This window comes from Cellulomonas sp. KRMCY2, assembly GCF_000526515.1.
In the GTDB taxonomy this organism is placed as follows: domain Bacteria; phylum Actinomycetota; class Actinomycetes; order Actinomycetales; family Cellulomonadaceae; genus Actinotalea.
In genome coordinates this window covers 3,346,669-3,371,596 of sequence record NZ_JAGF01000001.1, presented here as the reverse complement: position 1 = coordinate 3,371,596, position 24,928 = coordinate 3,346,669, and the positions used below count along the sequence as shown (strand labels likewise).

24 protein-coding genes are annotated in these 24,928 nt (G+C 71.4%); 12 read left to right on the top strand and 12 right to left on the bottom strand.

Going from position 1 to position 24,928, the window contains the following annotated elements:
• Positions 1 to 240 precede the first annotated feature (240 nt).
• From K415_RS22090 to K415_RS0115840, 4 genes are read right to left on the bottom strand one after another with little or no spacing between them, the layout of a single operon-like run.
• Positions 241 to 450, bottom strand: a complete 210-nt coding sequence (locus K415_RS22090; protein WP_034661339.1) for a hypothetical protein — start codon at positions 448 to 450, stop codon at positions 241 to 243.
• Complete coding sequence (locus tag K415_RS0115850) at positions 450 to 1,490, bottom strand: quinone-dependent dihydroorotate dehydrogenase (RefSeq protein ID WP_024288022.1); 1,041 nt, start codon at positions 1,488 to 1,490, stop codon at positions 450 to 452. Before K415_RS0115850 ends, K415_RS22090 begins: the two co-directional genes overlap by 1 nt.
• A 10-nt stretch (positions 1,491 to 1,500) precedes the next feature.
• Positions 1,501 to 1,926 carry a hypothetical protein gene (locus K415_RS22085; protein ID WP_024288021.1) on the bottom strand — a complete coding sequence of 142 codons (426 nt, stop codon included), beginning with the start codon at positions 1,924 to 1,926 and terminating at the stop codon, positions 1,501 to 1,503.
• Positions 1,923 to 2,282 carry a hypothetical protein gene (locus K415_RS0115840; RefSeq protein ID WP_024288020.1) on the bottom strand — a complete coding sequence of 120 codons (360 nt, stop codon included), beginning with the start codon at positions 2,280 to 2,282 and terminating at the stop codon, positions 1,923 to 1,925. The genes K415_RS22085 and K415_RS0115840 overlap by 4 nt, the downstream gene beginning before the upstream one ends.
• Before the next feature lie 54 nt (positions 2,283 to 2,336).
• On the opposite strand from K415_RS0115840, the gene K415_RS0115835 reads away from it, so the two are divergent.
• Positions 2,337 to 3,806, top strand: coding sequence for a leucyl aminopeptidase (locus tag K415_RS0115835; protein WP_029663935.1), 1,470 nt, complete (start codon positions 2,337 to 2,339; stop codon positions 3,804 to 3,806).
• Between the two features lie 5 nt (positions 3,807 to 3,811).
• Here the strand turns inward: K415_RS0115835 and K415_RS0115830 are convergent, their stop codons facing one another.
• Positions 3,812 to 4,138 carry a hypothetical protein gene (locus K415_RS0115830; protein WP_024288019.1) on the bottom strand — a complete coding sequence of 109 codons (327 nt, stop codon included), beginning with the start codon at positions 4,136 to 4,138 and terminating at the stop codon, positions 3,812 to 3,814.
• Positions 4,139 to 4,283: 145 nt separating this feature from the next.
• On the opposite strand from K415_RS0115830, the gene lpdA reads away from it, so the two are divergent.
• The 3 genes from lpdA (at position 4,284) to K415_RS0115815 (ending at position 8,558) form a co-directional block, all read left to right on the top strand.
• The gene (lpdA, locus tag K415_RS0115825; RefSeq protein WP_024288018.1) at positions 4,284 to 5,666 is read left to right on the top strand and encodes a dihydrolipoyl dehydrogenase; all 1,383 of its coding nucleotides are present in this window, start codon (positions 4,284 to 4,286) and stop codon (positions 5,664 to 5,666) included.
• A 24-nt stretch (positions 5,667 to 5,690) separates the two neighbouring features.
• Complete coding sequence (gene sucB, locus K415_RS0115820) at positions 5,691 to 7,544, top strand: 2-oxoglutarate dehydrogenase, E2 component, dihydrolipoamide succinyltransferase (RefSeq protein ID WP_024288017.1); 1,854 nt, start codon at positions 5,691 to 5,693, stop codon at positions 7,542 to 7,544.
• 90 nt (positions 7,545 to 7,634) lie between these two features.
• Entirely contained in the window at positions 7,635 to 8,558 is a 924-nt protein-coding gene (locus tag K415_RS0115815) for a TIGR01777 family oxidoreductase (RefSeq protein ID WP_024288016.1), read from the top strand.
• Here K415_RS0115815 and K415_RS22965 read toward each other — a convergent pair.
• The 4 genes from K415_RS22965 to K415_RS0115800 form a co-directional block, all read right to left on the bottom strand.
• Positions 8,521 to 9,972: a hypothetical protein gene (locus K415_RS22965; RefSeq protein WP_024288015.1), complete on the bottom strand. Its 1,452-nt coding sequence runs from the start codon at positions 9,970 to 9,972 to the stop codon at positions 8,521 to 8,523. The genes K415_RS0115815 and K415_RS22965 overlap by 38 nt on opposite strands.
• Before the next feature lie 78 nt (positions 9,973 to 10,050).
• A complete protein-coding gene (locus K415_RS25185; protein WP_369795242.1) occupies positions 10,051 to 10,320 on the bottom strand; it encodes a hypothetical protein in 270 nt (89 codons plus the stop codon).
• Complete coding sequence (locus K415_RS22080) at positions 10,317 to 11,087, bottom strand: Gfo/Idh/MocA family oxidoreductase (RefSeq protein WP_369795241.1); 771 nt, start codon at positions 11,085 to 11,087, stop codon at positions 10,317 to 10,319. Before K415_RS22080 ends, K415_RS25185 begins: the two co-directional genes overlap by 4 nt.
• The gene (locus K415_RS0115800) at positions 11,063 to 13,300 is read right to left on the bottom strand and encodes an MMPL family transporter (protein ID WP_024288014.1); all 2,238 of its coding nucleotides are present in this window, start codon (positions 13,298 to 13,300) and stop codon (positions 11,063 to 11,065) included. Before K415_RS0115800 ends, K415_RS22080 begins: the two co-directional genes overlap by 25 nt.
• Positions 13,301 to 13,395: 95 nt before the next feature.
• Here K415_RS0115800 and K415_RS22075 point away from each other — a divergent pair, with 95 nt between their 5' ends.
• The 4 genes from K415_RS22075 to K415_RS0115780 all read left to right on the top strand — a co-directional run bounded on the left by K415_RS22075 (position 13,396) and on the right by K415_RS0115780 (position 16,487).
• A complete protein-coding gene (locus K415_RS22075; protein ID WP_231494917.1) occupies positions 13,396 to 13,956 on the top strand; it encodes a MarR family winged helix-turn-helix transcriptional regulator in 561 nt (186 codons plus the stop codon).
• A gap of 10 nt (positions 13,957 to 13,966) precedes the next feature.
• The gene (gene lipB / locus K415_RS0115790; protein WP_024288012.1) at positions 13,967 to 14,650 is read left to right on the top strand and encodes a lipoyl(octanoyl) transferase LipB; all 684 of its coding nucleotides are present in this window, start codon (positions 13,967 to 13,969) and stop codon (positions 14,648 to 14,650) included.
• Positions 14,651 to 14,654: 4 nt separating this feature from the next.
• Complete coding sequence (gene lipA, locus K415_RS0115785; protein ID WP_024288011.1) at positions 14,655 to 15,656, top strand: lipoyl synthase; 1,002 nt, start codon at positions 14,655 to 14,657, stop codon at positions 15,654 to 15,656.
• Between the two features lie 99 nt (positions 15,657 to 15,755).
• Positions 15,756 to 16,487 carry a DUF4191 domain-containing protein gene (locus K415_RS0115780; protein WP_024288010.1) on the top strand — a complete coding sequence of 244 codons (732 nt, stop codon included), beginning with the start codon at positions 15,756 to 15,758 and terminating at the stop codon, positions 16,485 to 16,487.
• Positions 16,488 to 16,509: 22 nt separating this feature from the next.
• Here K415_RS0115780 and K415_RS0115775 read toward each other — a convergent pair whose 3' ends face one another.
• The gene (locus tag K415_RS0115775) at positions 16,510 to 17,013 is read right to left on the bottom strand and encodes an RDD family protein (protein ID WP_024288009.1); all 504 of its coding nucleotides are present in this window, start codon (positions 17,011 to 17,013) and stop codon (positions 16,510 to 16,512) included.
• Between the two features lie 160 nt (positions 17,014 to 17,173).
• Between K415_RS0115775 and glnA the strand changes: the two genes are divergently transcribed.
• The gene (gene glnA / locus K415_RS0115770) at positions 17,174 to 18,598 is read left to right on the top strand and encodes a type I glutamate--ammonia ligase (RefSeq protein WP_024288008.1); all 1,425 of its coding nucleotides are present in this window, start codon (positions 17,174 to 17,176) and stop codon (positions 18,596 to 18,598) included.
• Between the two features lie 23 nt (positions 18,599 to 18,621).
• On the opposite strand, the gene K415_RS0115765 is transcribed toward glnA, so the two are convergent.
• On the bottom strand, positions 18,622 to 19,767 hold the full coding sequence (locus tag K415_RS0115765) for a site-specific integrase (RefSeq protein ID WP_034661334.1): 1,146 nt from the start codon (positions 19,765 to 19,767) through the stop codon (positions 18,622 to 18,624).
• Positions 19,768 to 19,995: 228 nt separating this feature from the next.
• On the opposite strand from K415_RS0115765, the gene K415_RS0115760 reads away from it, so the two are divergent.
• The 3 genes from K415_RS0115760 to K415_RS0115745 all read left to right on the top strand — a co-directional run bounded on the left by K415_RS0115760 (position 19,996) and on the right by K415_RS0115745 (position 22,514).
• Positions 19,996 to 20,850: a hypothetical protein gene (locus K415_RS0115760; RefSeq protein ID WP_155859497.1), complete on the top strand. Its 855-nt coding sequence runs from the start codon at positions 19,996 to 19,998 to the stop codon at positions 20,848 to 20,850.
• A 648-nt stretch (positions 20,851 to 21,498) separates the two neighbouring features.
• Positions 21,499 to 22,104 (top strand): helix-turn-helix domain-containing protein, encoded by a 606-nt coding sequence (locus K415_RS22960; protein WP_155859496.1) that lies wholly within the window; start codon positions 21,499 to 21,501, stop codon positions 22,102 to 22,104.
• Complete coding sequence (locus K415_RS0115745) at positions 22,101 to 22,514, top strand: hypothetical protein (protein ID WP_024288004.1); 414 nt, start codon at positions 22,101 to 22,103, stop codon at positions 22,512 to 22,514. Before K415_RS22960 ends, K415_RS0115745 begins: the two co-directional genes overlap by 4 nt.
• 7 nt (positions 22,515 to 22,521) lie before the next feature.
• Here the strand turns inward: K415_RS0115745 and K415_RS0115740 are convergent, their stop codons facing one another.
• The gene (locus tag K415_RS0115740; RefSeq protein ID WP_024288003.1) at positions 22,522 to 24,906 is read right to left on the bottom strand and encodes a glycoside hydrolase domain-containing protein; all 2,385 of its coding nucleotides are present in this window, start codon (positions 24,904 to 24,906) and stop codon (positions 22,522 to 22,524) included.
• Positions 24,907 to 24,928: the final 22 nt, after the last annotated feature.

Genomic DNA, 24,928 nt, shown 5'->3' with positions numbered 1-24,928 from the left:
CCAGCACGTTCGCGACGGTGCCGGCGCCCGGTCGCTGTCGCAGCGGGACCCAGCACAGCAGCACCACGACGCTCAGGACGAGGGTCGCGGTGCCGAGGCTCCAGCCCACCTGCCGCGCGACGCCCTGGCTCAGCACGTCCCAGGGCATGTTGCCGAGACCGGAGTGCACCAGGGCCGCCACCGACGCGGCGTAGAGCACCAGGCCGACGGCCAGCTGCGGGATCCGACGGGCCACGCCGATCAGGAGCGGACCAGCGGCACCGGCACGCCGATCAGCTGCCCCTGCTGGGTGAGCCGCGCAGTGGCGACCCCCTGGGCGGCGAGGCTCTGCCAGTGCTCGCCCAGCCACGCCTCGGCGTCGAACCTGGTGGTGAACGCCGGGCTCAGCGGGCGGTCGAGCAGGTGCTCCTCGGCGTCGAGGAACTGCCAGTCCCAGCTGGTGCGGGCCATCACGCAGGCACCGTGGCCCGGCGTCCGGAGCGCTCGAGCTCACGGTTGACCCGCGAGGCCCAGAACGGGCCCTCATAGATGAAGCCCGTGTAGCCCTGCACGAGGTCGGCGCCCGCACGCAGGTACGCGCGTGCGTCGTCGGCGGTCGTGATGCCACCGCCACCGATGATCGTCGGCCCGGCGCCGAGGCGGGCGCGCAGCCGGGTGACCACCTCGAGGCCCCGGGGCAGCAGCGGCGGACCGGACAGTCCCCCCTCGCCCAGGTCGTGCGCGATCGTGGTGTTCACCGCGACGACGCCGGCGAGACCGAGCTCCGCGACGAGGTCGGCGACCGCGTCGACGTCCTCGTCGGGCAGGTCGGGGGCGATCTTGACGAGGATCGGGAGGCTGCCCGGCTCGGTCACCGAGTCGGCGGCCTCCTGCACGGCGACCAGGATCGGCCGGAGCTCGGCGACGGCCTGCAGCGAGCGCAGGCCGGGTGTGTTCGGCGAGGAGACGTTGACCACGAGGTAGTCGGCCAGCGGAGCGAGCAGCCACGTGCTCGTCGCATAGTCGGCGGCCGCCTCCTGCACGGGGGTGATCTTGCTCTTGCCGATGTTCACGCCGACGACGAGCCGCCGGCCGGACGGGTTGCGGCGCAGCCGCCGCAGCCGGGACGCCACGGCCGCAGCGCCCTCGTTGTTGAAGCCCATCCGGTTGCGCACGGCGCGCTGGTCCAGCACGCGCCACAGGCGCGGCGGCTCGTTGCCCGGCTGCGCGTGCGCGGTGACGGTGCCGACCTCGACGTAGGAGAAACCGAGCATCGTCAGCCCGCGCACCCCGACGCCGTTCTTGTCGAAGCCCGCGGCCAGCCCGAACGGCGCGGCGACGTCACGGCCGAAGACCTGCACGGGCGAGGTGCCCCGCGGTGCGAGGAACCTGCGGATCACCGCTCCGAGGACGGGCGTCGCGGCGGCGAACCGGATGCCGGTGAAGGCGATCTCGTGCGCCCGCTCGGGGTCGAGCCGGACGAAGACCTGGTTGAAGAGGAGTCGGTACACGCCCGTCAACCTATCGGGAGTCGACGGCCCAGCGTGGCCGAGTTCGCCACAGCCACAGCAGGCCGAGCGCCGGCAGGACGAGGGGCACGTAGCCGTAGCCGGAGCCGAAGCCCGACCACACGGTCGCGTCGGCGAACAGCTCGGGAGCACCCACGGACAGGGCGCCGACGACGAGCACGCCGGTCAGCTCGAGGCTCACCGCGGACCACGCCGTCGCGCGCCAGCCCCCGGTGCCCTTGGCCAGCGCGACCGTCGCCAGGACGTAGACCGCCGCGGCCACCGCCGAGAGCAGGTAGGCCAACGGCGCCTCGTCGAGATCGCGCACGATCTGCACCGCCGAGCGGGCCGTCGCGGCGACCGCCAGCACGCCGTACACCGCCACCAGGACGCGCCCTGGTCCGCTCGCCGTGCTCAGGCTCGTGCGGTCCGCGCTCATGCGCCGGCCCAGACCTGGAGCAGGCGGTACTGCAGGAAGGCGACAGTCAGGGCGGCGACGAGCAGGACGACCGAGCTCCACCTCGTCCGCTCGGCGAACGCCCACGCCGCGGCGACCGGCAGGATGACCAGGGTGGTCACCAGGTAGCCCCAGAAGGTCGGGACGTCGGCCGGCGTCGTGCCGTTCACGGCGAGCACGACCGCGATCACGACCTCGATCAGCAGGGCGGCCTCGACCACGGCCGCACCCCACAGCTGACGCAGCACCACGGGCTGGTCCCGGATCGTCCGCACGGTGGCCCACCCGGCAAGGAGCAGCGCGAGCACGGCGACGACAAGGGCGAGGGGGAACCACACGGCGACGAGGATACGGCGCGAAAGGTCCTGGTCGGGCGGGGCTAGCATCGACGGGTGCCTTCGCTGAGCCTGACCCTCAAGCACCCCGCCCGCCTGGCCGTCGACGTCCTCGTCGTCGCCGTCGCCTCCTCGTCGTCGGGGATCACCCTGCTCGACGACGACGCGCTGCCCAAGGAGCTGCGCAGTCAGGTGACCTCGGCCGCCCGGGCGCTCGGTCTGACCGGCGAGGCCGACGCCGTCCTGCGGATGCCGACGAGCGGGGCCGTCAGCGCTCCCGTCCTGGCTCTCGTGGGCGTCGGCGAGCAGGTGGCACCCCTGTCGCACGAGGTGCTGCGCCGCGCGGCCGGCGCCGCGACCCGCCAGCTGACCGGCGTCGGGTCCATCGGCCTGGCACTGCCCGCGCACGACACGGCCGAGGTCGCCGCCGTCGCCGAGGGCGCGCTCCTCGGCGCGTACGCCTTCACGCGCTACCGCGAGGCCAAGGACGGGGCGGCACCCGCCGAACGGATCGAGCTGATCACCGCGCGGGCGAGGGACAACACCGCCAAGCGCGCCGTCGAGCGCGCTGCCGTCGTCGCCGCGGCCGTGCACGGGGTCCGCGACCTGGTCAACACCGCGCCGATCGACCTCTTCCCTGCCGCCTTCGCCGACGCCGCACGGGCTGCGACCCGCGGCACCAAGGTCAAGGTCACGGTGCTCGACGAGAAGGCGCTCGTGGCCGGCGGCTACGGCGGGCTGGTCGCCGTCGGCCAGGGATCGTCCCGACCTCCCCGGCTGGTCAAGGTCGTCTGGTCGCCCGCGCGACCGAGCCGATCCGTCGCACTGGTCGGCAAGGGCATCACGTTCGACTCCGGCGGTCTGTCGATCAAGCCGGCGAAGGGCATGGAGGCGATGAAGTCCGACATGGCCGGCGCCGCCGCCGTGCTGCACACCGTCCTGGCCGCCGCTGCCCTCGAGCTGCCGGTCAAGGTGACCGGATGGCTCTGCCTCGCCGAGAACATGCCGTCGGGCACCGCCCAACGACCGTCCGACGTGATCACCCAGCGCGGCGGGACGACTGTCGAGGTGCTCAACACCGACGCCGAGGGCCGCCTGGTCCTGGCCGACGGCCTCGTCGCGGCGTGCGAGGAGAAGCCGGACACGGTCGTCGACATCGCGACCCTCACCGGCGCCCAGCTGGTGGCGCTCGGTGCACGCGTGTCCGCGGTGATGGGCACCGACGAGGTCCGTGCCGCAGTCGTCGCGGCGGCGGACACGGCCGGCGAGCAGTTCTGGCCGATGCCCCTGCCGTCCGAGCTGCGCGCGAGCCTGAAGTCGCAGGTCGCCGACCTCGCGAACATCGGCGAGCGGTTCGGCGGGATGCTGGTCGCCGGCCTGTTCCTGCGGGAGTTCGTCGGGTCGACGCCGTGGGCGCACCTGGACATCGCCGGGCCGGCGTTCAACGAGGGTTCTGCGCACGGGTACACCCCGGTGGGTGGCACCGGCGTCGGTGTCCGGACGCTGCTGGCGCTGCTCGAGTCCTGAGTCGCTCAGGACGAGCGTGGACGCTGCCGGGCGTTCCACTCGCGCATGCGCGACGGGTAGCCGGTGAGCTGGACGTCGTAGACCGGGATCTCCAGCTGCCGGGCGATGTCCCGCGCCGTGCGCGGGTCGGGGACCTTGCGCCGGGTCCACTCCCCCGTCATCGCGATCAGCACGACAGTCGTCTGGGTCACGTTGGTGACCGGCTCGATGTAGGCCTCGACACCCACCCGCGAGCGGGCGAACTCGGTCAGGTGCGCGAGCGTCGTCTGCTGGGCGTGCCGCCCCGAACCCTCCGCGCCGTGCGGGGCGCGTCGTCTACCGAACAGAGCCATCCCCAGAGCGTAAGGGTCGGACGAGACATAGGATGAATGTCGCCGGCATCACAGGCGCCGCCCCGAGTTCCGGTTCCCGCCCGCGCGCAGGTGATGACAAGATGGCCCGAGCACCCCGCCGATCACGTCCCGAGGAGAGCGCATCGTGGCTGACAGCCCCACCGTCTACGACATCGTCGTCCTGGGCGGAGGGAGCGGCGGCTACGCCACGGCCCTGCGCGCCACCGAGCTCGGCCTGACCGTCGCCCTGATCGAGGCGGACAAGCTGGGCGGGACGTGCCTGCACAACGGCTGCATCCCGACCAAGGCCCTGCTGCACGCGGCCGAGGTCGCCGACTCGGCTCGCGAGAGCGAGCGGTTCGGCGTCAAGGCGGTGCTCGAGGGCATCGACATGGCCGGTGTCAACGCCTACAAGGAGGGCGTCGTCGGCCGTCTCTACAAGGGCCTGCAGGGTTTGGTGAAGGCGCACGGCATCACGTTCGTCGCGGGCTACGGCACGCTCGTCGCGGCGGACACCGTCGAGGTGGACGGCCAGCGGTACACCGGGCGAAACATCGTCCTGGCGACCGGCTCGTACGCCCGCTCGCTGCCGGGCCTGGAGATCGGCGGCCGGGTCATCACCTCGGACGGCGCCCTGAGCCTCGACCACGTGCCGGCCTCCGCGATCGTGCTCGGTGGCGGCGTGATCGGCTCGGAGTTCGCCAGCGTCTGGAGGTCCTTCGGCGTCGACGTCACGATCGTCGAGGCGCTGCCGCACCTGGTCCCGAACGAGGACGAGGCAGTGAGCAAGGCCTTCGAGCGCGCCTTCCGCAAGCGCGGCATCGCGTTCTCCACCGGAGTGCGCTTCCAGGGCGTGACCCAGGACGACGCCGGTGTCCACGTCGCGCTCGAGAACGGCACGACGTTCGACGCCGAGCTGTTGCTCGTCGCGGTCGGCCGCGGCCCACGGACCGACGGCCTCGGCTATGCGGAGCAGGGTGTCCGCCTCGACCGGGGGTTCGTCCTGACCGACGAGCGCCTGCACACCGGCGTCGGGAACATTTACGCCGTCGGCGACATCGTGCCGGGCCTCCAGCTCGCGCACCGCGGCTTCGCCCAGGGCATCTTCGTCGCCGAGCAGATCGCGGGCCTCAACCCGCCGGTGATCGTCGAGTCGGGCATCCCCCGGGTGACCTACTCCGAGCCGGAGGTCGGCTCCGTCGGTCTGACCGAGGCCAAGGCGAAGGAGCTCTACGGTGACGATGCCGTCGAGACGATCGAGTACAACCTGGGCGGCAACGGCAAGAGCCAGATCCTGGCGACGGCCGGGTTCGTCAAGCTAGTGCGCCAGAAGGACGGCCCGGTGCTGGGCGTCCACATGATCGGCGCCCGCGTCGGCGAGCTCATCGGCGAAGGCCAGCTCATCGTCAACTGGGAGGCCTACCCGGAGGACGTCGCGTCCCTCGTGCATGCGCACCCCACCCAGAACGAGGCACTCGGTGAGGCCTTCCTGGCCCTCGCCGGCAAGCCCCTGCACGCCCACAACTGACCCGATCGAAGGAGACGCGAGGTCATGACTGACTCCGTGCTGATGCCGGCGCTCGGCGAGAGCGTGACCGAGGGCACCGTGACCCGATGGCTCAAGCAGGTCGGCGACGAGGTCGCCCTGGACGAGCCGCTGCTGGAGGTCTCGACCGACAAGGTCGACACCGAGATCCCCTCCCCCTTCGCGGGGACGCTGACCGAGATCCTGGTCGCCGAGGACGAGACCGTCGAGGTGGGCACCGCGCTGGCCACGATCGGCTCGGCCGATCAGGCCGCCGATGCAGGTGAGCAGCCGTCCGCCGAGCAGGCGCCCCCTGCCGCCGAGGCTCCCGCTGCCGACCAGGCCCCGGACGAGGTGCCCGAGAGCGCGCCCCAGGAGACCTGGGCGCAGCCCGCGGCCACCCAGGAGCAGGCGCCCGCAGCGCCCGCAGCGGCGCCCGCAGCGCCATCGGGCGGCCCGAGCCAGGACGTCACGATGCCGGCGCTCGGCGAGAGCGTGACCGAGGGCACCGTGACCCGATGGCTCAAGCAGGTCGGCGACGAGGTCGCCCTGGACGAGCCGCTGCTGGAGGTCTCGACCGACAAGGTCGACACCGAGATCCCCTCCCCCTTCGCGGGGACGCTGACCGAGATCCTGGTCGCCGAGGACGAGACCGTCGAGGTGGGCACCGCGCTGGCCCGGATCGGTGCGTCCGGCGGGGCACCCGCGCCGTCGGCACCGGAGTCGACCCCCGAGTCCGCGCCCGTCGAGCCCGCAGCCGTCGCCGAGCCGGAGCGGTCCGACACCGGCGCCGGCGATGAGGTCGCCACCGCGCCGGCAGTCGCGCCGCAGCCTGAGGCTCGGACCGAGCCTCAGCAGGCACCGACGCCGGTGGCATCGGCACAGCCGACGGCATCCGGTGGTGCGGGCGGCTACCTGACCCCGTTGGTGCGCAAGCTCGCAGCCGAGAAGGGGGTCGATCTCGCGGCCCTCGTCGGTACCGGCGTCGGCGGACGCATCCGCAAGGAGGACGTCCTGGACGCGGCCGCCAAGGCCGAGCAGGAGCGTGCGGCGCGAGCCGCGCAGGAGCAGGCTCAGGCTGCTGCGGCCGCAGCGGCGCCCGCCGCACCCCCGGCTGTACCGAGCGCACCCCGGCCGGCAGCAGCAGCGACGTCCGTGTCCCCGCTGCGCGGCACGACGGAGAAGGCGAGCCGCCTCCGCCAGGTCATCGCCACGCGGATGGTCGAGTCGCTCCACTCCATGGCTCAGCTGACCACCATCGTCGAGGTCGACGTGACCAAGGTCGCGCGGCTGCGGGCCCGGGCGAAGAACGACTTCCGGGCTCGTGAAGGCGTCAACCTCACGTACCTGCCGTTCTTCGTCCTGGCGGCGACCGAGGCGCTCAAGGCCCACCCCAAGGTCAACGGCTTCCTCGACGGGAACCAGATCACGTACCACGGCGAGGAGAACGTCGGCATCGCGGTGGACACCGACCGTGGTCTCGTCGTGCCCGTCATCCGCAGCGCCGGTGACCTCAACCTGGCCGGCATCGCACGCAAGATCGCCGACCTCGCCGAGCGCACCCGCGCGAACAAGGTGACGCCGGACGAGCTCAGCGGAGCGACCTTCACGGTGACGAACACGGGCTCGGGTGGCGCCCTGTTCGACACCCCGATCGTGCCGGGCGGGACCTCAGCCATCCTCGGCACCGGCGGCATCGTCAAGCGCCCGGTCGTCGCGACGGACGAGGACGGTGGCGAGTACATCGCCATCCGGTCGATGTGCTACCTGGCGCTGTCCTACGACCACCGACTGGTGGACGGGGCGGATGCGTCGCGGTACCTCATGGCCGTCAAGCGGCGCATCGAGGACGCGGACTTCGAGTCGGAGGTCGGCGTCTGACGACGTCGACACCATGACGCAGGCCCGGACCGAAGGTTGTCCGGGCCTGCGTCATGAGATGCACCTCCCGGCTGACCTACGCTGAGCCGCATGCACGTCGTCATCGCGGGTTCGCACGGTCTGATCGGCACGGCCCTCGTCGAGCACCTGGCCCGTCGTGGCCACCACACCCGACGACTGGTCCGCCACGAGCCGACGTCGTCCCGCGAGATCGGGTGGGACCCGGCCGCGGGCCGGCTCGCTCCCGAGGACCTGCGCGGCGTCGACGCCGTGGTGAACCTCGGCGGGGTCGGCCTCGGCGACCACCGCTGGACACCGCGGTACCGGCAGGAGATCCTCCAGTCCCGCACGGGTCCGACGGCCCTGATCGCACGGACGCTCGCTGACCTCGCGGGCTCCGCCGGCGCACCGGCGGTCCTGCTCCAGGGCTCGGCCGTCGGCTACTACGGCGATCGCGGTGACGAGATCCTCACGGAGGCGTCCTCGCCGGGTGTCGGGTTCCTGCCCGACGTCGTGCAGGCGTGGGAGGCCGCGACCGCGACGGCAGAGCATGCCGGTGTCCGGGTGGCCCACCTGCGGACCGGCATCGTGATGGCCCGCGACGGCGGGTCGTTCGGCCGGCTCCTGCCCCTGCTCCGGCTCGGCGTCGGCGGCCCGCTCGGCAGCGGTCGCAACGTGTGGAGCTGGATCACGCTCGCCGACCAGGTCGGGGCCATCGAGCACCTGCTGACCGCGGACGTCCGAGGTCCGGTGAACCTCACGGCGCCCTCGCCCGCGCGCCAGTCCGACGTGGTCGCCGCCGTCGCGCGCGAGCTGCACCGGCCGAGCGTCCTGCGTGTCCCGCGGATCGCCCTCAAGGTCGCCATCGGCGACTTCGCCGACGACGTGCTGTCCTCCCAGCACGCGCTGCCCACCGTGCTCACCGCGAGCGGGTACGAGCACGTGCACCCCGACCTCGCCGGGGCCGCCGCCTGGCTCACGGGTCGGACGAACGGGTCGCACCGACCTCGCTGACCCGCCAGCCGTCCTGCGCGCGCCGCAGGACCAGGACGACACCCGCCTGGTCCGCCTGGTCCGCACCGGTCCCGGCCGGCGGGCCGCCGACGACCGACCCGGTCGTGACGTGCACGACGATCCGGACCCGAGCACACCCGAGGGCGTGACCGACGCCACGTCCGACGTCCTGGCGTCCGACCGGCAGCAACGCCACCGACCCGACCTCCAGACGCACCGGTCCACCGGGCACACCCGCCGCCCGCAGGCGACGCAGGGTCGTCAGGTCGGCCGCGCGCGCAGGCGAGCCGGGCACGGTCACCGCCGCGAGCGACGCCACGTCCTGGTCGACGAGCGCCTCGGCCCGGTCGACGGTCAGGCGCATCGCGGCAGCCACCGGGTCGGTCGTCCGCTCAGGCCCGTCCGATCCCCCGGTCGCCGTGGGGTCGAGGCCCGCCAGAACGACGACTGCGGCGCAGGTGGCCATCACCAGCGCGGCACCGCCCGCTGTGACGAGTCCACGCCGACCGCGCCGCCGGTGCCTGCCCCGCGCGCCACGGGCCGGACGGGGCGGGACGCGCTGGGTCAGGTCGTCGCCGGGGCCGACGGCGGCCCGCCGGACCGCCAGCCGGGCCAGCACAGCGGGGTCCGGCAGGTCTACCGGTACCGGGCGGCAGGTCGCGTAGACGGCTGCGGCCAGCCCGGCAGCATCGGGCCGATCGTCCGGGTCGAGGGCGGTCGCCGCCGTCAGCGACGCGACCAGCCGTGCCCGACCGGCGTCGTCGAGGTCGTCCGACGACCGCAGGTCGTCGTCCTGCGGTGCTCGACCTGTCGGCCGGGCGAGCAGCTGGAGCCCCAGTCGGGCGAGCGCGTGCACGTCGCCCGCGGGTCGCGCGCCCCGGGACCGCTCCGGAGCCGCCACGCCCGGTGTCCCCCGCTCGTCCGGGTCGTCGCCGCAGGTGAGGTCGACCAGGACCGCGCGCCCGTCCGGCGCGAGCACGACGTTCGCCGCGGCGACGTCCCCGTGCGCCAGACCGGCGGCGTGCAGGGCCGCCAGCGCCTCGGCGAGCGGCACCACCACGGTGACGACCTCGCCGGCCGCCCACGGACCCCGTCCGGCACGCACCGTGGCCAGGTCGGTGCCCGGCACCTCCTGGTGCAGCACCGCCAGGCCACCCCGGCCGAGCTCGAGCAACGGTCCGACGCGGGCAAGATGCGGGTGATCGATCGTGCTCAGGCGCCTGAGCCGGTCACGGACGTCGGCGGCACGCCGGGCGGACACCGGGCCGACGATGGTGACCACCCACCGGATCCCGTCGGAGCTGTGCGTGACCCACCGGGCGCTGCCGGGTGCCGAGCCGAGCAGGCGGACGGGCCCGAACCCTGCGCGTGCGAGCGCGGCATCGAGACCTTCGGGCAGCACGGGACCGGTCACCGGACCATGCCACCATCCCGGCGACCCCCGAACGGGTTGTCCACAGGCCCGGCGGGCAGTGCACGCCGCCCGACCGACTCAGTGGTGGGCGACCGGCTCCCGTCGTCCGTCGCGGACGCTGCGGCGCGCGGCGTCGAGCACGGCCGCGGTCCGGACGGCATCCCACGGGTCGACCGGGACCGGGCCGCCCGCAGCCAGCCACCTGCCGACCGCCCGGTAGAAGTCGGCATGGCTGCCCGGCGCGCGCTCGACGGGCTCGACCTGGTCGCCCCGGACCAGCAGCCCCTCGGTGCCCGGCCCGCCGGTCATGGCCTCGAACGGGGTCGGCTCGCCCTCGAACGAGGTCACGAGGTAGGCACCCGCGCTGCCGAGCACCCGGGTGCGCGGTCCGGGGCGCCGACGAGGCTGCCCGCCCACAGGTGGCTCGTCGTACCGCTGACGTGCTCGAGGGCGAGGAAGACGTCGTCCTCGGCCGGTGTGGTCAGGGCACGGATCTCGGCGTAGACCGAGGCGACCGGCCCGAAGAGCTGGGTCGCGGAGTCCACCAGGTGCGCACCGAGGTCGAGCAGCAGCCCGCCGCCCTGCCCGACGGCGTTCTCCTTCCACCGGTTCTTGGGCACCGGGCGCCAACGCTCCCATCGACGCTCGAACCGGTGGACCCGACCGAGCGCACCGGACGCGAGGAGGCCGAGGAGGGTCAGCTGCTCGCTGTCCCACCGCCGGTTCTGGAAGACGGTCAGCGGGACCGCTGCGGCCTGCGCCGCGGCCACGATCGTCGACGCGCCGTCGGCGTCGAGGGCGAGCGGCTTGTCGACGACGACCGGCACCCCGGCCGCCACGACCGCCATGGCGTGCTCCACGTGCCGGCCGCTGGGTGTCGCGACGACCACGGCGTCCACGTCCGCGGCGCGACCCAGGAGGCCGGCCACGTCGTCGTGCACGTGCACCCCGGGCCAGTCGGCGTGCGCCGCTGCCGCCCGCGCACCGTCGCGTGTGACCACATCGGTCACGGTGTGCCCCGCCTCGCGCAGCAGCCGCGCGTGGATGCCCCGGCCCGAGTCGCCGTAGCCGATGACGCCGAACCGCAGTGTCAGTCCCTGATCCTCGTTGCCCATGGCCACCAGGATGCCCGACCGAGGTCGTGGATGAGACCAGGGACCAGCAGGGTGCGCACGACGAGCGTGTCGATCAGCACGCCGAGCGCCACCAGGAACGCGAGCTGGACGAGGAAGAGCAGCGGGAGCACCGCCAGGGCACCGAAGGTCGCGGCGAGGACGACGCCGGCGCTCGTGATCACCCCACCGGTGACCGAGAGCCCCCGTCGCACCCCCTCGCGCGTGCCGTGCACCAGGGACTCCTCCCGGACGCGGGTCATCAGGAAGATCGAGTAGTCGATACCGAGGGCCACCAGGAAGACGAAGGCGTACAGCGGCACCGTCGCGTCCGCGCCCGGGAAGCCGAGGACGTGGTTGAACACGAGGGCCCCGATGCCGATCGTCGCTCCGAAGGACAGCAGGTTCGCCAGGACGATGATCAGCGGCGCGACGATCGCCCGGAGCAGGACGATCAGGACCAGCAGGATCACGAGCAGCACGGCCGGGACGATCACCGTCAGGTCGCGCGTGCTCGTCAGCTGGGTGTCGAGCCGTTCGGCGGCGGCACCACCGACCAGGGCGTCCTGGGCCACGGCGTGCACGGCGGTCCGTACGTCGCGGACCACGTCGACGGCCTCCTGGGTCTCCGAGCCGGCGTCGGTGACGACGTCGATGCGCACCGACCCGTCGACGACGAGCACCGGGGCGTCCGGGTCGGCGGGAGCCCCGGGCGGGCCGGGGGCCCGCTCGGTCACCGGGTCGGCGGACCGGACACCGTCGACGGCGGTCGCGGCGGCCACCACCGCGTCCAGGTCCGCCTCGGCGGCGATCACCGTGACCGGCTGGACCTGGCCCGCGTCGAAGTGGGCCGCGAGGACCTCCTCGCCCGCGACCGACTCGACCGCGGTGAGGAAGATGTCGCTCTCACCCGTGCCGTCGGCCTGCAGGGTCGGCAACCAGGCCGAGGCACCCAGCAGGGCGACGGCAGTGCCGACCCAGACCAGGCGCGGCCGACGGCCGATCAGCCCGGACACCCGGCCCCACAGCCCGGAGCGGGCCTCGAGGTGCTCGAGGGGCTCGCCGTCGCCGCGTGCGCGGGCGGCCCGCGACCCGCCGTCAGCGGCGACCGGGGCCTCGACCACGTGCGGGACGCGCGGCCAGAAGACCAGGCGGGAGCGCCGCCCGGTGATCAGGAGCAGGGCGGGCAGCAGCGTCGTGGCCGCCAGGAAGGCGCCGGCGATCCCGATCGCCGCGACGGGGCCGAGGCTCGAGTTCGACGACAGGTCCGAGAGCAGCAGGCAGAGCAGGCCGGCGATAACCGTCCCCGCGCTGGCCGCGACCGGCTCGATCGATGCCCGCAGGGCACGTCGCATCGCGGTGTACGGCGACTCCACCCGGCGCAGCTCTTCGCGGTAGCGCGCGACGATCAGCAGCGAGTAGTCGGTCGCGGCTCCGACGACGAGGATGAACAGGATCCCCTGGCTCTGCCCGTTGAGCACCAGGACGTCGGCCTTGGCCAGCTCGTAGACGACGAACGCCGCTCCGGCCAGACCGAACAGCGAGGTGAGCAGGACCGCGAAGGGCAGGCTCGGCGAACGGTAGACGATGATCAGGATCACGAAGACGACCGAGAGCGCGACGAGCAGCAGCAGACCGTCGATGCCGCCGAAGGCCTCGACCAGGTCGGCGATCGCGCCGGCCGGTCCGGTCACCCAGGCCTGCAGCCCCGCGTCGGCGAGATCGCCTGCGGTCGCGGCGCGAAGCTCGGCGACCACCTGGTTGACGACGCGCTCCTCACCGATCTGCTCACTCGCCGCATCGGCATCGAGCGACAGCGTGATCAGGGCAGCCGTCCCGTCCTCGGACGGGACGGCGACGGCAGGAGCGAGCAGCAGGTCGCCGATCGTCGTGCCCGGCCCGAGCTCGATCGCCGGCACCGCGGCGGCGAACGCCTGCACCGCAACGAGCTGGTCGGGCGTCAGGGCGCCGTCCCCCTCGACCACGACGATCGCAGGCAGCACGGCATCGTCACTGAAAGCACGCTGTGCCTCGGCCGCGCGGGTGGACTCCGCGCCTTGCGGCAGGAACGACGCGGCGGAGTTCTCCTGGACCTCGGAGAGCTTGCCCATCGAGCTCCCGCCGAGACCGGCCACCGCGAGCCACACCAGCAGCAGGGCCAGGACGCCGAGGCCACGCAGCGCACCGAGACGTCGGCCGGTTCCATTACTAAGCATGCTGAGTATCATGACCGGGCTAGCCTTCTCGCACAACTCCGGCCTTCGCTCGACCTTCTCGCGCAACTCCGGATGACGGAGGGATGTTCCCCGCAGTGTCAGAACCAGCCGCGTCAGGACCGGCCGCACCCGGCGCAGACCCGGTCGCACGGTTCAACCAGTGGCCGACCGGGCGGCTCATCTCGGCGGCCGCCCGGCGGATCGAGCGGGACTGGAACGCGCACCTGAGCGGCTGGGACCTCAACCACGCGAGTCTCCCGGTGCTCTTCCTCCTGCTTCGCGGACCCCGCTCCCAGCATGAGCTCGCGCAGGCCTCCGGCGTGACCGAGCAGACCATGAGCCGCATCGTCGCACGGCTCGAACGCTCGGCCTACGTCGACCGCCTGCCGCACGCCCATGACAGGCGCCGGCACGACGTCGTGCTCACCGCATCGGGTCGCGCCGCACTGTTCGAGGCGGGCGACCCGCAGGTGGCCGAGGAGATGAGCATCCGCGGGCTGGACCCCGACCAGGTCGAGCAGCTGCGCGGGCTGCTCACGGTCATGCTCGCCCAGCGTCCGCACGCCTCCGACGCCGGGCTCACCGACGCGCTGGACCATCCCTTCGCGGCGCCGCCCGGCGGCAGCGACGCGGACCACGGCGCGGACCACGGGTAGCGTGCCGGGGGTGGAGTTCGTGAGTCTCGACCTGGGCGTCCGGCAGGTCGACTACACCGAGGCCTGGGCGCTGCAGCGCCAGGTGCACGCCGAGGTCGTCGACGGCCTGCGGCCGGACACCGTGCTGCTCGTCGAGCACACCGACGTCTACACCGCCGGGCGGCGCACCGCGGCCTGGGACCGTCCCGCCGACGGGACGCCCGTGATCGACGTCGACCGCGGGGGCAAGATCACCTGGCACGGTCCCGGTCAGCTCGTCGCGTACCCGATCGTGCGGCTCGCCGCACCCGTCGACGTCGTGGCGTACGTCCGGGCCCTCGAGCACGGCGTGATCGACACCTGCGCCGCCCTCGGGCTGCCGACCGTCCGGGTCGACGGCCGGTCCGGCGTGTGGTGCCATGCCGACGCGCCGGGCACCGGCGATCGCCGGGACCGCAAGGTGGCTGCGATCGGGGTGCGGGTGGCCAAGGGCGTCACCATGCACGGCGTGGCCCTGAACTGCGACCCGGACCTGGTCGCATTCAGCCGGATCGTGCCGTGCGGGCTGCCGGACGCCGACGTGACGTCGCTGTCCGCCGAGCTCGGCCGCGACGTCACGATCGGTGACGCCGAGCCCGTCCTGCGGGAGCACCTGACCGCGCGGCTGGCACCCGTCCTCGCCGCGCGAGGTCATCGGACGACTGTCGTAGGCTGACCCGGTGACGATCGCACCCGAGGGACGCCGGATGCTGCGGGTCGAGGCCCGCAACGCAACGACACCGATCGAGAAGAAGCCCGAGTGGATCAAGACCAGGGCGACGATGGGGCCTGAGTACACCGAGCTGAAGAACCTCGTGAAGCGCGAGGGTCTGCACACCGTGTGCGAGGAGGCCGGCTGCCCCAACATCTTCGAGTGCTGGGAGGACCGCGAGGCGACCTTCCTCATCGGCGGCGACCAGTGCACCCGACGCTGCGACTTCTGCCAGATCGACACCGGCAAGCCGGCCGACTTCGACGCCGACGAGCCGCGGCGGGTCGCCGAGTCCGTGCAGGCCATGGGTCTGAAGTACTCGACCGTCACCGGCGTCGCCCGGGACGACCTGCCGGACGGCGGGGCATGGCTCTACGCCGAGACCGTGCGCCGGATCCATGCGCTCAACCCGGGCACCGGCGTCGAGCTGCTCATCCCGGACTTCAACGCGGTGCCCGAGCTGCTCACCGAGGTCTTCTCGTCGCGACCCGAGGTCCTCGCGCACAACCTCGAGACCGTGCCGCGGATCTTCAAGCAGATCCGGCCCGGGTTCCGCTACGACCGCTCGCTCTCGGTGATCACCGCGGCCCGCGACGCCGGCCTCGTCACCAAGTCGAACCTAATCCTCGGCATGGGTGAGACCTACGACGAGGTCATCGAGGCCCTGCACGCCCTGCACGACTCCGGCTGCGAGCTGATCACCATCACCCAGTACCTGCGCCCGTCGGTGCGGCACCACCCGGTGGATCGCTGGGTCCGCCCGGAGGAGTTCGTCGCACTCTCCGACGAGGCCGTGCGGATCGGCTTCCTCGGGGTCATGTCCGGCCCGCTCGTGCGGTCCTCGTACCGGGCGGGTCGGCTCTGGGGCCAGGCGATGCGTCGACGCGGCCAGGCCATCCCCGCGGAGCTCGCCCATCTCGGCGAGGAGCGTACGGCCCGCCAGGAGGCGTCGAGCCTGCTGGCCCGCTGAGCGGCGCCGCCAACCTCTCGCGACCGGTCGGTTCTGCCCGGTCGCCCACTCGCACAGGGTCCACGTCGGCACTCCCGGCGCCCACTAGACTTCTGCCCCATGGCCCGTCAGCGTTCTGCCGAACCCTCCCCTGCGCCCAGCGGCAAGGCACCCAAGGTCCGCAAGACCCGGTGGTACCACCAGGTCTGGTCCGCGTACCAGATGACCCGCAAGGCCGACCCCGCCGTCACGTGGTGGCTGCTCGCGTCCTTCGTCGGCGTCATGGCCGTCGCGCTGGTCATCGGCTTCGCGGTCAACCAGGTCGTCTACCTGATCGTCGTCGGCCTGCCGTTCGCGGTCCTCGCCGCGATGTTCATCCTCGCCAGGCGGGCCGAGACGGCTGCCTACCGCCAGATCGAGGGCCAGCCCGGCGCGGCGTTGTCGGCGCTGCGCACGATCCGCCGCGGCTGGGACTTCCCCGAGGAGCCCGTCGCCATGGACCCCCGCAACCAGGACCTGGTGTTCCGAGGCGTCGGGCGGGCCGGCGTCGTCCTGGTCGGCGAGGGACCTGCCGGTCGCATCCCGCGCCTGCTCGACCTCGAGCGCAAGAAGATCACCCGAATCCTGCCGAACGTGCCGATCACCCTGATCCAGGCCGGCAACGGCGAGGGCCAGGTGCCGTTGCGGAAGCTCCCGCGCGCGGTCCAGCGGCTCAAGTCGACCCTGACCAAGCAGGAGGCCGAAGAGGTCACCAAGCGCCTGCGCTCCCTCGGTGGCGCGAAGCTGCCCATCCCCAAGGGCGTCGACCCCTACCGCGTGCGCCCCGACCGCAAGGGGATGCGCGGGCGCTAGCACGCCACTCCCGGCGCGGACCTCACCGCCGGACGATGACCGTCCCCGCGGCGACGTCGTGCATGCCACGGCCTGCGCCGTCCCAGACCACCGCGGGCACAACCATGCACAGCAGGGCGGTGCGCACGAACCCGGCGACGAGGCCCGGCGGGCGCACCACCGACACGTCCTGCGGCTTCCCGACGACATCGCGCAGCCGGACCACCAGGAGCCCGGCGATCCGCTGACCGACGGTGTGACCGAGGAGCGACACGAGCACCAGCGTCGAGACGCCGAAGACGGCCAACGTCGCCATCGGGTCACCGGCAAGCAGCGGCAGCAACGGTTCGTCGCCGGCCGGGAAGAAGGCGGCGCTCACCGCAAGGCTCAACGCCCAGTCCACACCCACCCCGGCCAGACGGCGCCAGAGTGGCGCGAGCGAGCCCGATCCGTCGCTCGGCAGACCGAGTCGAGACACCGCACCGGCCTGCCGGTCACCGGGAGTACCCTCCAGCCAGGACCCCAGGTCCTCCCGTCGTGAACCCATCCGGCAAGCCTAGCCACGGCCCGACAGGGCTCGGTGCGCGGATCGCAGCGACGGAGGTAACGCAGCCGAAACACGAGGTACACCGACGGGAAACGACGGCGTCCTACCGTCGGACCGATGCAGCGTCCAGTCGCGCACGCGAGATCAAGGAGATCACCGGATGTTCAGTTCCGCCGAAGACGTCATCGCCTTCATCAAGGAGGAGGGCGTCAAGTTCGTCGACGTCCGGTTCTGTGACCTGCCCGGGGTGATGCAGCACTTCAACGTGCCGGCAGCCACCGTGGACGCCGCCTTCTTCACCGAGGGTCAGATGTTCGACGGGTCCTCGATCCGTGGCTTCCAGGCCATCCACGAGTCCGACATGAAGCTCCTCGCCGACATCAGCACGGCCTACCTCGACCCGTTCCGCGTCGAGAAGACGCTCAACGTCAACATGTCGATCGTCGACCCGTACACCGACGAGCCGTACAGCCGTGACCCGCGCCAGATCGCTGCCAAGGCCGAGGCGTACCTGAAGTCGACAGGCATAGCCGACACCGCCTTCTTCGCCCCCGAGGCCGAGTTCTACATCTTCGACGACATCCGGTTCTTCACGAGCCAGTCCGAGAGCTACTACCACATCGACTCCATCGAGGCGGCCTGGAACACCGGCCGCAAGGAGGACGGTGGCAACCTCGGTCACAAGACGCCCTACAAGGGCGGCTACTTCCCGGTCCCCCCGGTCGACCACTTCGCCGACCTGCGCGACCAGATCTGCCTCGAGCTCGACAAGCTGGGCCTCGAGGTCGAGCGCTCGCACCACGAGGTCGGCACTGCCGGCCAGGCGGAGATCAACTACCGCTTCGACAGCCTGGCCAAGTCGGCCGACAAGGTGATGCTCTTCAAGTACGTCGTCAAGAGCGTCGTGCACGCGGCCGGCCGCACCGCGACCTTCATGCCGAAGCCGCTGTTCGGCGACAACGGCTCAGGCATGCACGTCCACCAGTCGCTCTGGAAGAACGGCGTGCCGCTGTTCTACGACGAGAAGGGCTACGGCGGGCTGTCCGACATGGCGCGCTGGTACGTCGGCGGTCTGCTCAAGCACGCGCCGTCGCTGCTGGCGTTCACCAACCCGACGGTGAACAGCTACCACCGCCTGGTCCCCGGCTTCGAGGCGCCGGTCAACCTGGTGTACTCGGCGCGCAACCGCTCCGCCTGCATCCGGGTGCCCGTCACCGGCTCGAACCCGAAGGCCAAGCGCATCGAGTTCCGCGTCCCGGACCCGTCGTCCAACCCGTACCTGGCCTTCGCCGCCATGCTGATGGCCGGCCTCGACGGCATCAAGAACAAGATCGAGCCGCCGGAGCCAGTCGACAAGGACCTCTACGAGCTGCCGCCGGAGGAGCACGCCTCCATCCAGCAGGTCCCCGGCTCGCTCGGTGAGGTCCTGGACGCGCTCGAGGCCGACCACGACTACCTCACCGAGGGCAACGTCTTCACGCCCGACCTGATCGAGACGTGGATCGAATTCAAGCGCGCCAACGAGATCGACCCGATCCGGCTGCGCCCGCACCCGCACGAGTTCGAGCTCTACTACGACTGCTGATCGCCGTAGTGCTTTGACCTGCACTAACGCTCGACTTCCCGGACGCTAGTCCGCAGAGAGTCCGCACGCGCCGCCATTGCTGCTCCGACGGCGGCGCGTGTGGACTCTTCTGTGTCCGGCCACAGGTGGGCGTTGGTGTCGAGGGTCGTCTTCGCGGACGCGTGCCGAAGCCGCGCCTGGACGACCTTCACGTCCGCGCCGGAGGCGATCAGCAATGAGGCGTAGAAGTGCCTGAGGTCATGGAACCGGAAGCCCTCAGGCAGTGCCCGAGCCCGTGCCGCCTCGATGTCTGCGGGCTTCGCCTTCGGCTGCTGCTCCGCTTCCTCTGCCCTCGCCTTGAGGGAGGCTCGTGCCGCGCGGACCGCCCGATCGAGCTGCCACGGGCCGACCTGCTCCCCCACGCTCGTCTCGACGATCCACCTGCGCCCGCCAGCGCCGTCCGCGAGCGCCAGCGCCAGCGACTGCGGGATCGGCACCGAGGTCCGGCTGATCGCCGTCTTGAGCGGCTCCTCCGGGTACTGCACTGCCGGGCTGATCACGCCTCGCATGAAGTCGACGTCCGTGACCCGGAGCCCACAGACCTCAGCGACACGCAGGCCGGCGAACGCGGCAAGCAAGACCGCCGGCCGGAGGTTCTCCGGAACGGTGTCGACGAGCGCCCACAGCTGGGTCTCCGTCGCGACGTAAGGCCGTTGCTGGCCGGCACCCGGCGACGTACGCCGCGAGCAGGGCGAGCGCGGGATCACGCCGTCGTGAACCGCGTCGGCCATGATCTGCGCGAGGCGGGCGGGCAGGGCGTAGACGTAGGAGTCGGCCGCGCCCTCGGCCTTGAGCTTGGCCGTCCACGCCTTCACGTGGGAGGGGCGCACGTCCCCGAGTCGCATGGGTCCGAACTCCGCGACGATCCTCGCCACGTGCACGCGTCCCTGACGGACCGTCGAGGCGCGCCGAGTGCCGTAGCCGGCGAGCCACGAGATGCACCAGTCCTCCACCGTCGTGCGTGCCGTCTTCGGGTCCACGTAGGTACCCGTCACCACCGCCGTCGTCACCTCGTCCAGCCACCGCTGCGCGTCGGCTTTGCGCGGGAAGTGCTTGGCGTGCTCGTGGCCCGCCCCGTCGCGGTATCGGGCTCGCCACACCCCGTCAGGGCGCTTCTTGATGCTGGCCATCGTTGGCCTCCCCACCCGTTGCGGCACTGGAGAACTTGAGAGCATACGAAGGCGCTGTCAGATGCCAGGCGCCCTGAGCCGACCGGTCGCGGGAGAAGCCTCGGGCACGTTCATGTGGGTGGCTCGGAGGACAGTTCCCTCACCGGCCGAAGGCCGGCCGACGGCGCGTGGGGGTCAGCTGGTGTCGATGGGCGTCGTCTCGCACTAGTGCGAGTGGAGGTGGCGACGATGCCGGTATGGGTGGTGAAGGCCCTGGCGGTCGGGCCTGGGGTGGTGGTCAGCGTTGTCGTGGTCGCGCTCACGCTCGCGGCCGTACCGGCGCCGACTGCAGCGGGCGCGGCGGTGGTGTTGGCCGCTCTCGTCGCGGCCGCTGGCCGCAGCGCATGGGAAGGGTCCGCAGCGAGGGTCGTGCTGGGCGCCCGTCGGCCGCGGCCGGCCGAGCTCGAAGGGCTGGCGGCAGTGCTGACCCAGTTGTGTCGGGTCGGGCTGGGGCCGCCGCTGGTGGAACTCCGTGTGAAGCGGTGTCGGGTGATCGGGGCGACCGGCGCCGGTCGACGGACCGTCGTCGTGTCCACGGGGCTGATCGAGGCCGTCGCTCTCGGCGATCTGCCGAGCCGTCAGGCGGCTGCGCTCGTCGCGCACTCAGCCGTCCTGGTCCGCGAAGGGCTAACGCGCGCGGACCTGCTCATCGGTTTCGCGTCGGCGCCGTGGCGAGCGATCCAGGCAACCGTCCGCGGCGTCAGCAGCTGGGGACGGCGGCTGCCCTTCACCCAGGCCGCGTGGCGGCTGCGAGCCGTCGTCGTGGCCGTCGCCGTCGTGCAGGCGGTCCAGGTTGGGCAAGTGGGGCTCGCGGTCACGATCGCCGCGATCGGCGTGTTCAGCTACGCGCTGCCGGTTTGGGAGCGCCGGTGGCACGTCCTGCTCGTCCGGGCCGGCGACGGAGGCGTGGCGTGTGCCGGCCTCGGTGACGACCTCGTCGCGTTCCTGCGCACGGGCCCGAGAACCGACACCACGAGGGCACGCCTTCGAGCGTTATGCCCGTCCGGCACGGGGCGCCCGGCGTTGGGCCTGGCTATCCACTGACGATGATCAAGGCAACGGGTCGAACAGTCGGCCAGAACCGCAATGACGATCAGCCTGACAAGCCGATTCGCACCGGCCGGACTGGTTGTTGGCCAACGACGTCGCGGATGAAGCGGTCCGCCCCCGACAGCGAGTACCTGCCCCCAACCCTGCCGCCAGTTCAGCAGCGACCGATACCCGGCCGCCGTCGCGGGGAACTGCTGGTCGGCCAGCAACTTCAGCCGTCGTCGACAACGATGAGGGCCGCGTTTGCCGAGCTCGAGCGCGGAGATCATCGGCGGGCAGATGACGGAAGGCATGGGCGCGGCCCGCGCGAAGGGTCGGGTCGGTCTGCGCGTCGGTGATCGAGCCAACAAGCTCGCGCCCTGAACGCGGGCGACGAGTGGTGAGCGCCGCTACGCCGCTCGGGTGATCTTCCCGGCGTGTCCGCCAGTACGTCCCAGCGTTGGGCTAGCGTCAGCGTCGCCAGTCCGGGGGGCACTGGCGAGGGGGCGAGCAGATGAACACCTGTCTAGACGTCGCGCATGACACTTGCGACCCGGAAGTTGACGCAAGGCCCGTGGCATGAGGCTCCAGAACCCACTGGAGACCGTGACCCCGACTCTCGATGGCCCTGTGCTCGCTGCGCTGGCAACCAGCACATGCCCCATGACGGTGACCGAGATCCAGAGCGCGATCGGCGACTACTCACGCGAGGGCATCCGACGCACACTCAAACGCCTCACAGCACAGGGAATCGTGCACCGCCGGGCCGAGGACGGGCAGCATCACGTCTACCGCCTCAACCGCGACCACGTCGCCGCCGAGGCGGTCATTCGCCTCTCGGACGTGGGCGAGCGCTTCCAGCGTCAACTACGCGAGGATCTCGCCCTGTGGCCCCAACCCCCGCTGTTCGCCGGGCTCCGCACGAGCGGCCACGGCACGCGGCGTCCGGACGCTCCCTTTGACCTCCTCCTTCTCGAAGCCTTGCCGAAAGACACCGACGACGCCTTGCGTGACCGGCTAGCTCGGCTCGCCGAACGCGTGCAAGCGTGGTCGGGCAATCCCGTCCACTTCCTGCTGCCCCAGCAACGAGCGGACGACCCAGAGCTGGTCAGGCGGGTGCTCGCGACCACGCGCGACTTCACACCGCTGATCGGCACGCACGACGACCTGCAGCGGTGGGGAGCACAGGCCCTTGAGGGTGGCCGTCACACACCTCCCACGAGGCCTACACCAGCTTCTGCTGTACGCACCGTACGGTCGAGACCATGAGCACCTCCCAGGGGGCGGACGCCACCCCAACCCTCACGACCGCGGGCAGCACGGGCCGACAGCGCCCACGGCTGATCGGGGCACTCATGCTCGTGCCCACCGTAATCATCCTCGTCGGGCACGAGGCCCACTGGACCTTCATTCGGATGATGCGCGACCTCGACGTGCGGACGCTCGAGTCGGCCGCAGACAACGCCGCGCTTAGGGATGCCCGGCGACAGATCGTCGAAACCACGGACGCCGTGACACTCACCGCACTCGTATTGGCGGTGCTCGTCACGGCGTCCGGCTGGCTCGCCGGGCGACGTCGGTACTGGACGTATCCGCTGTTCGTTACCGCCGTTGCAGTCGTCGCGATCTGGTTCCTGAACGCCCAGGCAGTCGAGCTCCTTCACTCGTTCCGTCGCTAGGTCAGCCTTACTCGACGGACCGACGGCGGTCGATCACGTCCTGGAACCCGTTGACGACGTCCTCGATGGTCGCGTCGCTGATGTCGCCCAGGACATGCGGCATCAGGATCCCGGCCCTGACGACCGAGAGGGTCGGATCCCCGGTGTCCCGGAACAGCTGCTTGCCGCTCGCGTCGACCTCGGCAGAGGATCCGAACCGGCTGTCGTAGAACTCGGTGAAGCGGCGGCGTGTGCGGAAGGGTCCCGTGCCTCCCGACTGGTAGGAGCCTGCGGTGACGGTCAGGAGGTCCAGATTCGAGTCGTCGATCATTGCGAAGGCGAGGTTGTAGCCGTCGACGTCTGCCAGAAGGTCATCCTGGGAGAAGGAGCTGGACAGCATCGACGATCCGATGAGAGCGGCGCCGTAGGCCTCCGAGTTCTCGTATCCGCGATTGTCGCTCAGGTAGTCGTGCAGGATCGTGATGAGGTCTCCACCCCACCCGCCGATGTCGCCCCGGTTCGGTGCCGGCTTGACCGGCATCCCGTGAGCGAGTACGGACTGCATCGTGTACGCCATGTGGTCAAACGTGATGCCCGCACCGGTCCACGGGTCGATGATGGTCAGGACCGGCGTGATCCCGGCATCGGCGATCTGCCCCTCAACGTAGGAGACCCAGCCCGAGTCCACCCCGCCTGCGATGTTGTCATAGGCGATCCCCTGGTACCGGCCCTCGGCCACCCGTGCGTACTGGAGGGCCAACACGCGAGGGCTCGCGGAGTTGGGGTGGTCCGCGTGGTACTGGACTGCCCGGTTCTCCACGAACGAGATCCACTCGATGAAGGGCCCGTTGACGTCGGACGTCCCGTAGATCGTATCGACACCCATGTCCGCGCCACCGACGTGCTGTGGCGAGTCGGAGCGGTACCAGACGTTGCGGTCGATCGCCACGGAGCCGCCGTTGTACGGCACGGAGATCGTGTGGATCTGGTCGAAGGCCCAGTTCGCCGGCAGCGGGAATCCCATGTTCCCGGAGTAGCCGGTCGACATGTCGGACACGAACGAGTGGATGAGCCCGAACTCCTCGGAGACGCGCGTGCACACGTTGCGGGTGCCGTAGACGCCGGCCTGGTAGATCGGACCCGGCGTCTCGCGCAGCCCTCGGATGACTCCCTTGAAGTACGGGAGTATCCGCGGGGTGACCTCGGCGTCCTGGGCGTCGTAGTCGACGGCGAAGTAGACCGTCGTATGGGACAGGAAGAAGAAGCTGGCAGCGGCAGCCGCTGCAGCCTGCCCGTCGACGAAGCCGCGCGCCTCGGTGAAGTACGTGAGGGTGTCGCCCGTCATCTGGAAGATCGGGAAGACGCGGAGCCCTGCGGCGAGGATGGTCTGGAGCTCACCGGGCTGCAGCACCTTCCACGTCGGATCGCTGCCCGCGGTGACCAGGTACCTGCCGACGATGCGGTAGCCGGCCGCGTAGAGCGCGGCGGCTGAGACGGCTGTCAGGGGTGTGGCCGTGTCGCAACCCAGGGCGGGGCGCTCCGGGTCGCCCTTGGACTGCAGGAGTGACGCCCAGGTCCGGAAGTCGCCCTCACCGTTCGTCACCAGCTGGACGAACTCCTGGAACTCGGCGACCTGTTCAGCGAACTCCGCCGTGAAGGTGGAGCTGAAGGCCACGCGTTGACCGTTCACGAGCATGGCGGCGTGGAAGATGCGCTTGTAGTTCTCCTTGCCCGCCGTCCCTGTGGTGAGCAGTCCGTTGGTTTGCAGGCTCGTCTGGGTCGCTGGGCCGAAGTTGCCGTTCGCCACCGAGTCGCTCATCCCACCCTCGTACTGGACGGCGTAGATCAGGGCCTTCAGCACGTTCCGTGAGCCGAGCCCGTCGGTGGGGATGTAGTAGAACGCCGACCGGAGGTCGTACGTGTCGTTAAGCCACTTCTGGGCGTCTCGGAGGGCCGACGAGCCGCCCGGGAGCAAGCGGTACGCATCCATCGTCAGCAGCCCCTTGAACACCTTCGCCGGCATCGTCCCGTCGGCGGGTGCGATGCCGACGTCCTCGCGCAGGAGCTGGACGGCGATGACGGTGAAGTCGCTGTAGACCCCGGTGAGCTGGCCGTTGCCCCCGTTGTAGCCCTTGCAGTACAGGCCGCCGACGAGGATCCGATTGATGTTCGCGATGTGCTGGTGGGTCGTCGACGGCCCGATGGGACCGAGCGCCGACAACGCAGTCAGGGTCGCGGGGCCGAAGGTGTTCGACAGTGCTGTGATCCCGAGCTCGTGCTGTAGCGCCTTCGTGAGCGCGTACATCGTCTCCCAGCCAGTGAATCCGTCGACGTCGACTGGATCCCAGCCGGTTACTCCGGTGTAGGTGTCGTTGAGCCACTGCTGGACGTTCTGAACCCACGGATCGGACACTTCGGCCCCCTTCGCGTCGCGG

Bases quoted from the DNA above. Each gene is read 5' to 3' on its own strand.
- glnA (WP_024288008.1), top strand. From the start codon at position 17,174: ATGTTCAGTTCCGCCGAAGACGTCATCGCCTTCATCAAGGAGGAGGGC.
- K415_RS0115800 (WP_024288014.1), bottom strand. From the start codon at position 13,300: ATGCTTAGTAATGGAACCGGCCGACGTCTCGGTGCGCTGCGTGGCCTC.
- K415_RS0115745 (WP_024288004.1), top strand. From the start codon at position 22,101: ATGAGCACCTCCCAGGGGGCGGACGCCACCCCAACCCTCACGACCGCG.
- K415_RS0115815 (WP_024288016.1), top strand. From the start codon at position 7,635: ATGCACGTCGTCATCGCGGGTTCGCACGGTCTGATCGGCACGGCCCTC.
- K415_RS22085 (WP_024288021.1), bottom strand. From the start codon at position 1,926: ATGAGCGCGGACCGCACGAGCCTGAGCACGGCGAGCGGACCAGGGCGC.
- K415_RS0115765 (WP_034661334.1), bottom strand. From the start codon at position 19,767: ATGGCCAGCATCAAGAAGCGCCCTGACGGGGTGTGGCGAGCCCGATAC.
- K415_RS0115830 (WP_024288019.1), bottom strand. From the start codon at position 4,138: ATGGCTCTGTTCGGTAGACGACGCGCCCCGCACGGCGCGGAGGGTTCG.
- K415_RS22080 (WP_369795241.1), bottom strand. From the start codon at position 11,087: ATGGGCAACGAGGATCAGGGACTGACACTGCGGTTCGGCGTCATCGGC.
- sucB (WP_024288017.1), top strand. From the start codon at position 5,691: ATGACTGACTCCGTGCTGATGCCGGCGCTCGGCGAGAGCGTGACCGAG.
- K415_RS0115775 (WP_024288009.1), bottom strand. From the start codon at position 17,013: ATGGGTTCACGACGGGAGGACCTGGGGTCCTGGCTGGAGGGTACTCCC.
- K415_RS22960 (WP_155859496.1), top strand. From the start codon at position 21,499: ATGACGGTGACCGAGATCCAGAGCGCGATCGGCGACTACTCACGCGAG.
- K415_RS0115780 (WP_024288010.1), top strand. From the start codon at position 15,756: ATGGCCCGTCAGCGTTCTGCCGAACCCTCCCCTGCGCCCAGCGGCAAG.
- K415_RS0115760 (WP_155859497.1), top strand. From the start codon at position 19,996: ATGCCGGTATGGGTGGTGAAGGCCCTGGCGGTCGGGCCTGGGGTGGTG.
- K415_RS22090 (WP_034661339.1), bottom strand. From the start codon at position 450: ATGGCCCGCACCAGCTGGGACTGGCAGTTCCTCGACGCCGAGGAGCAC.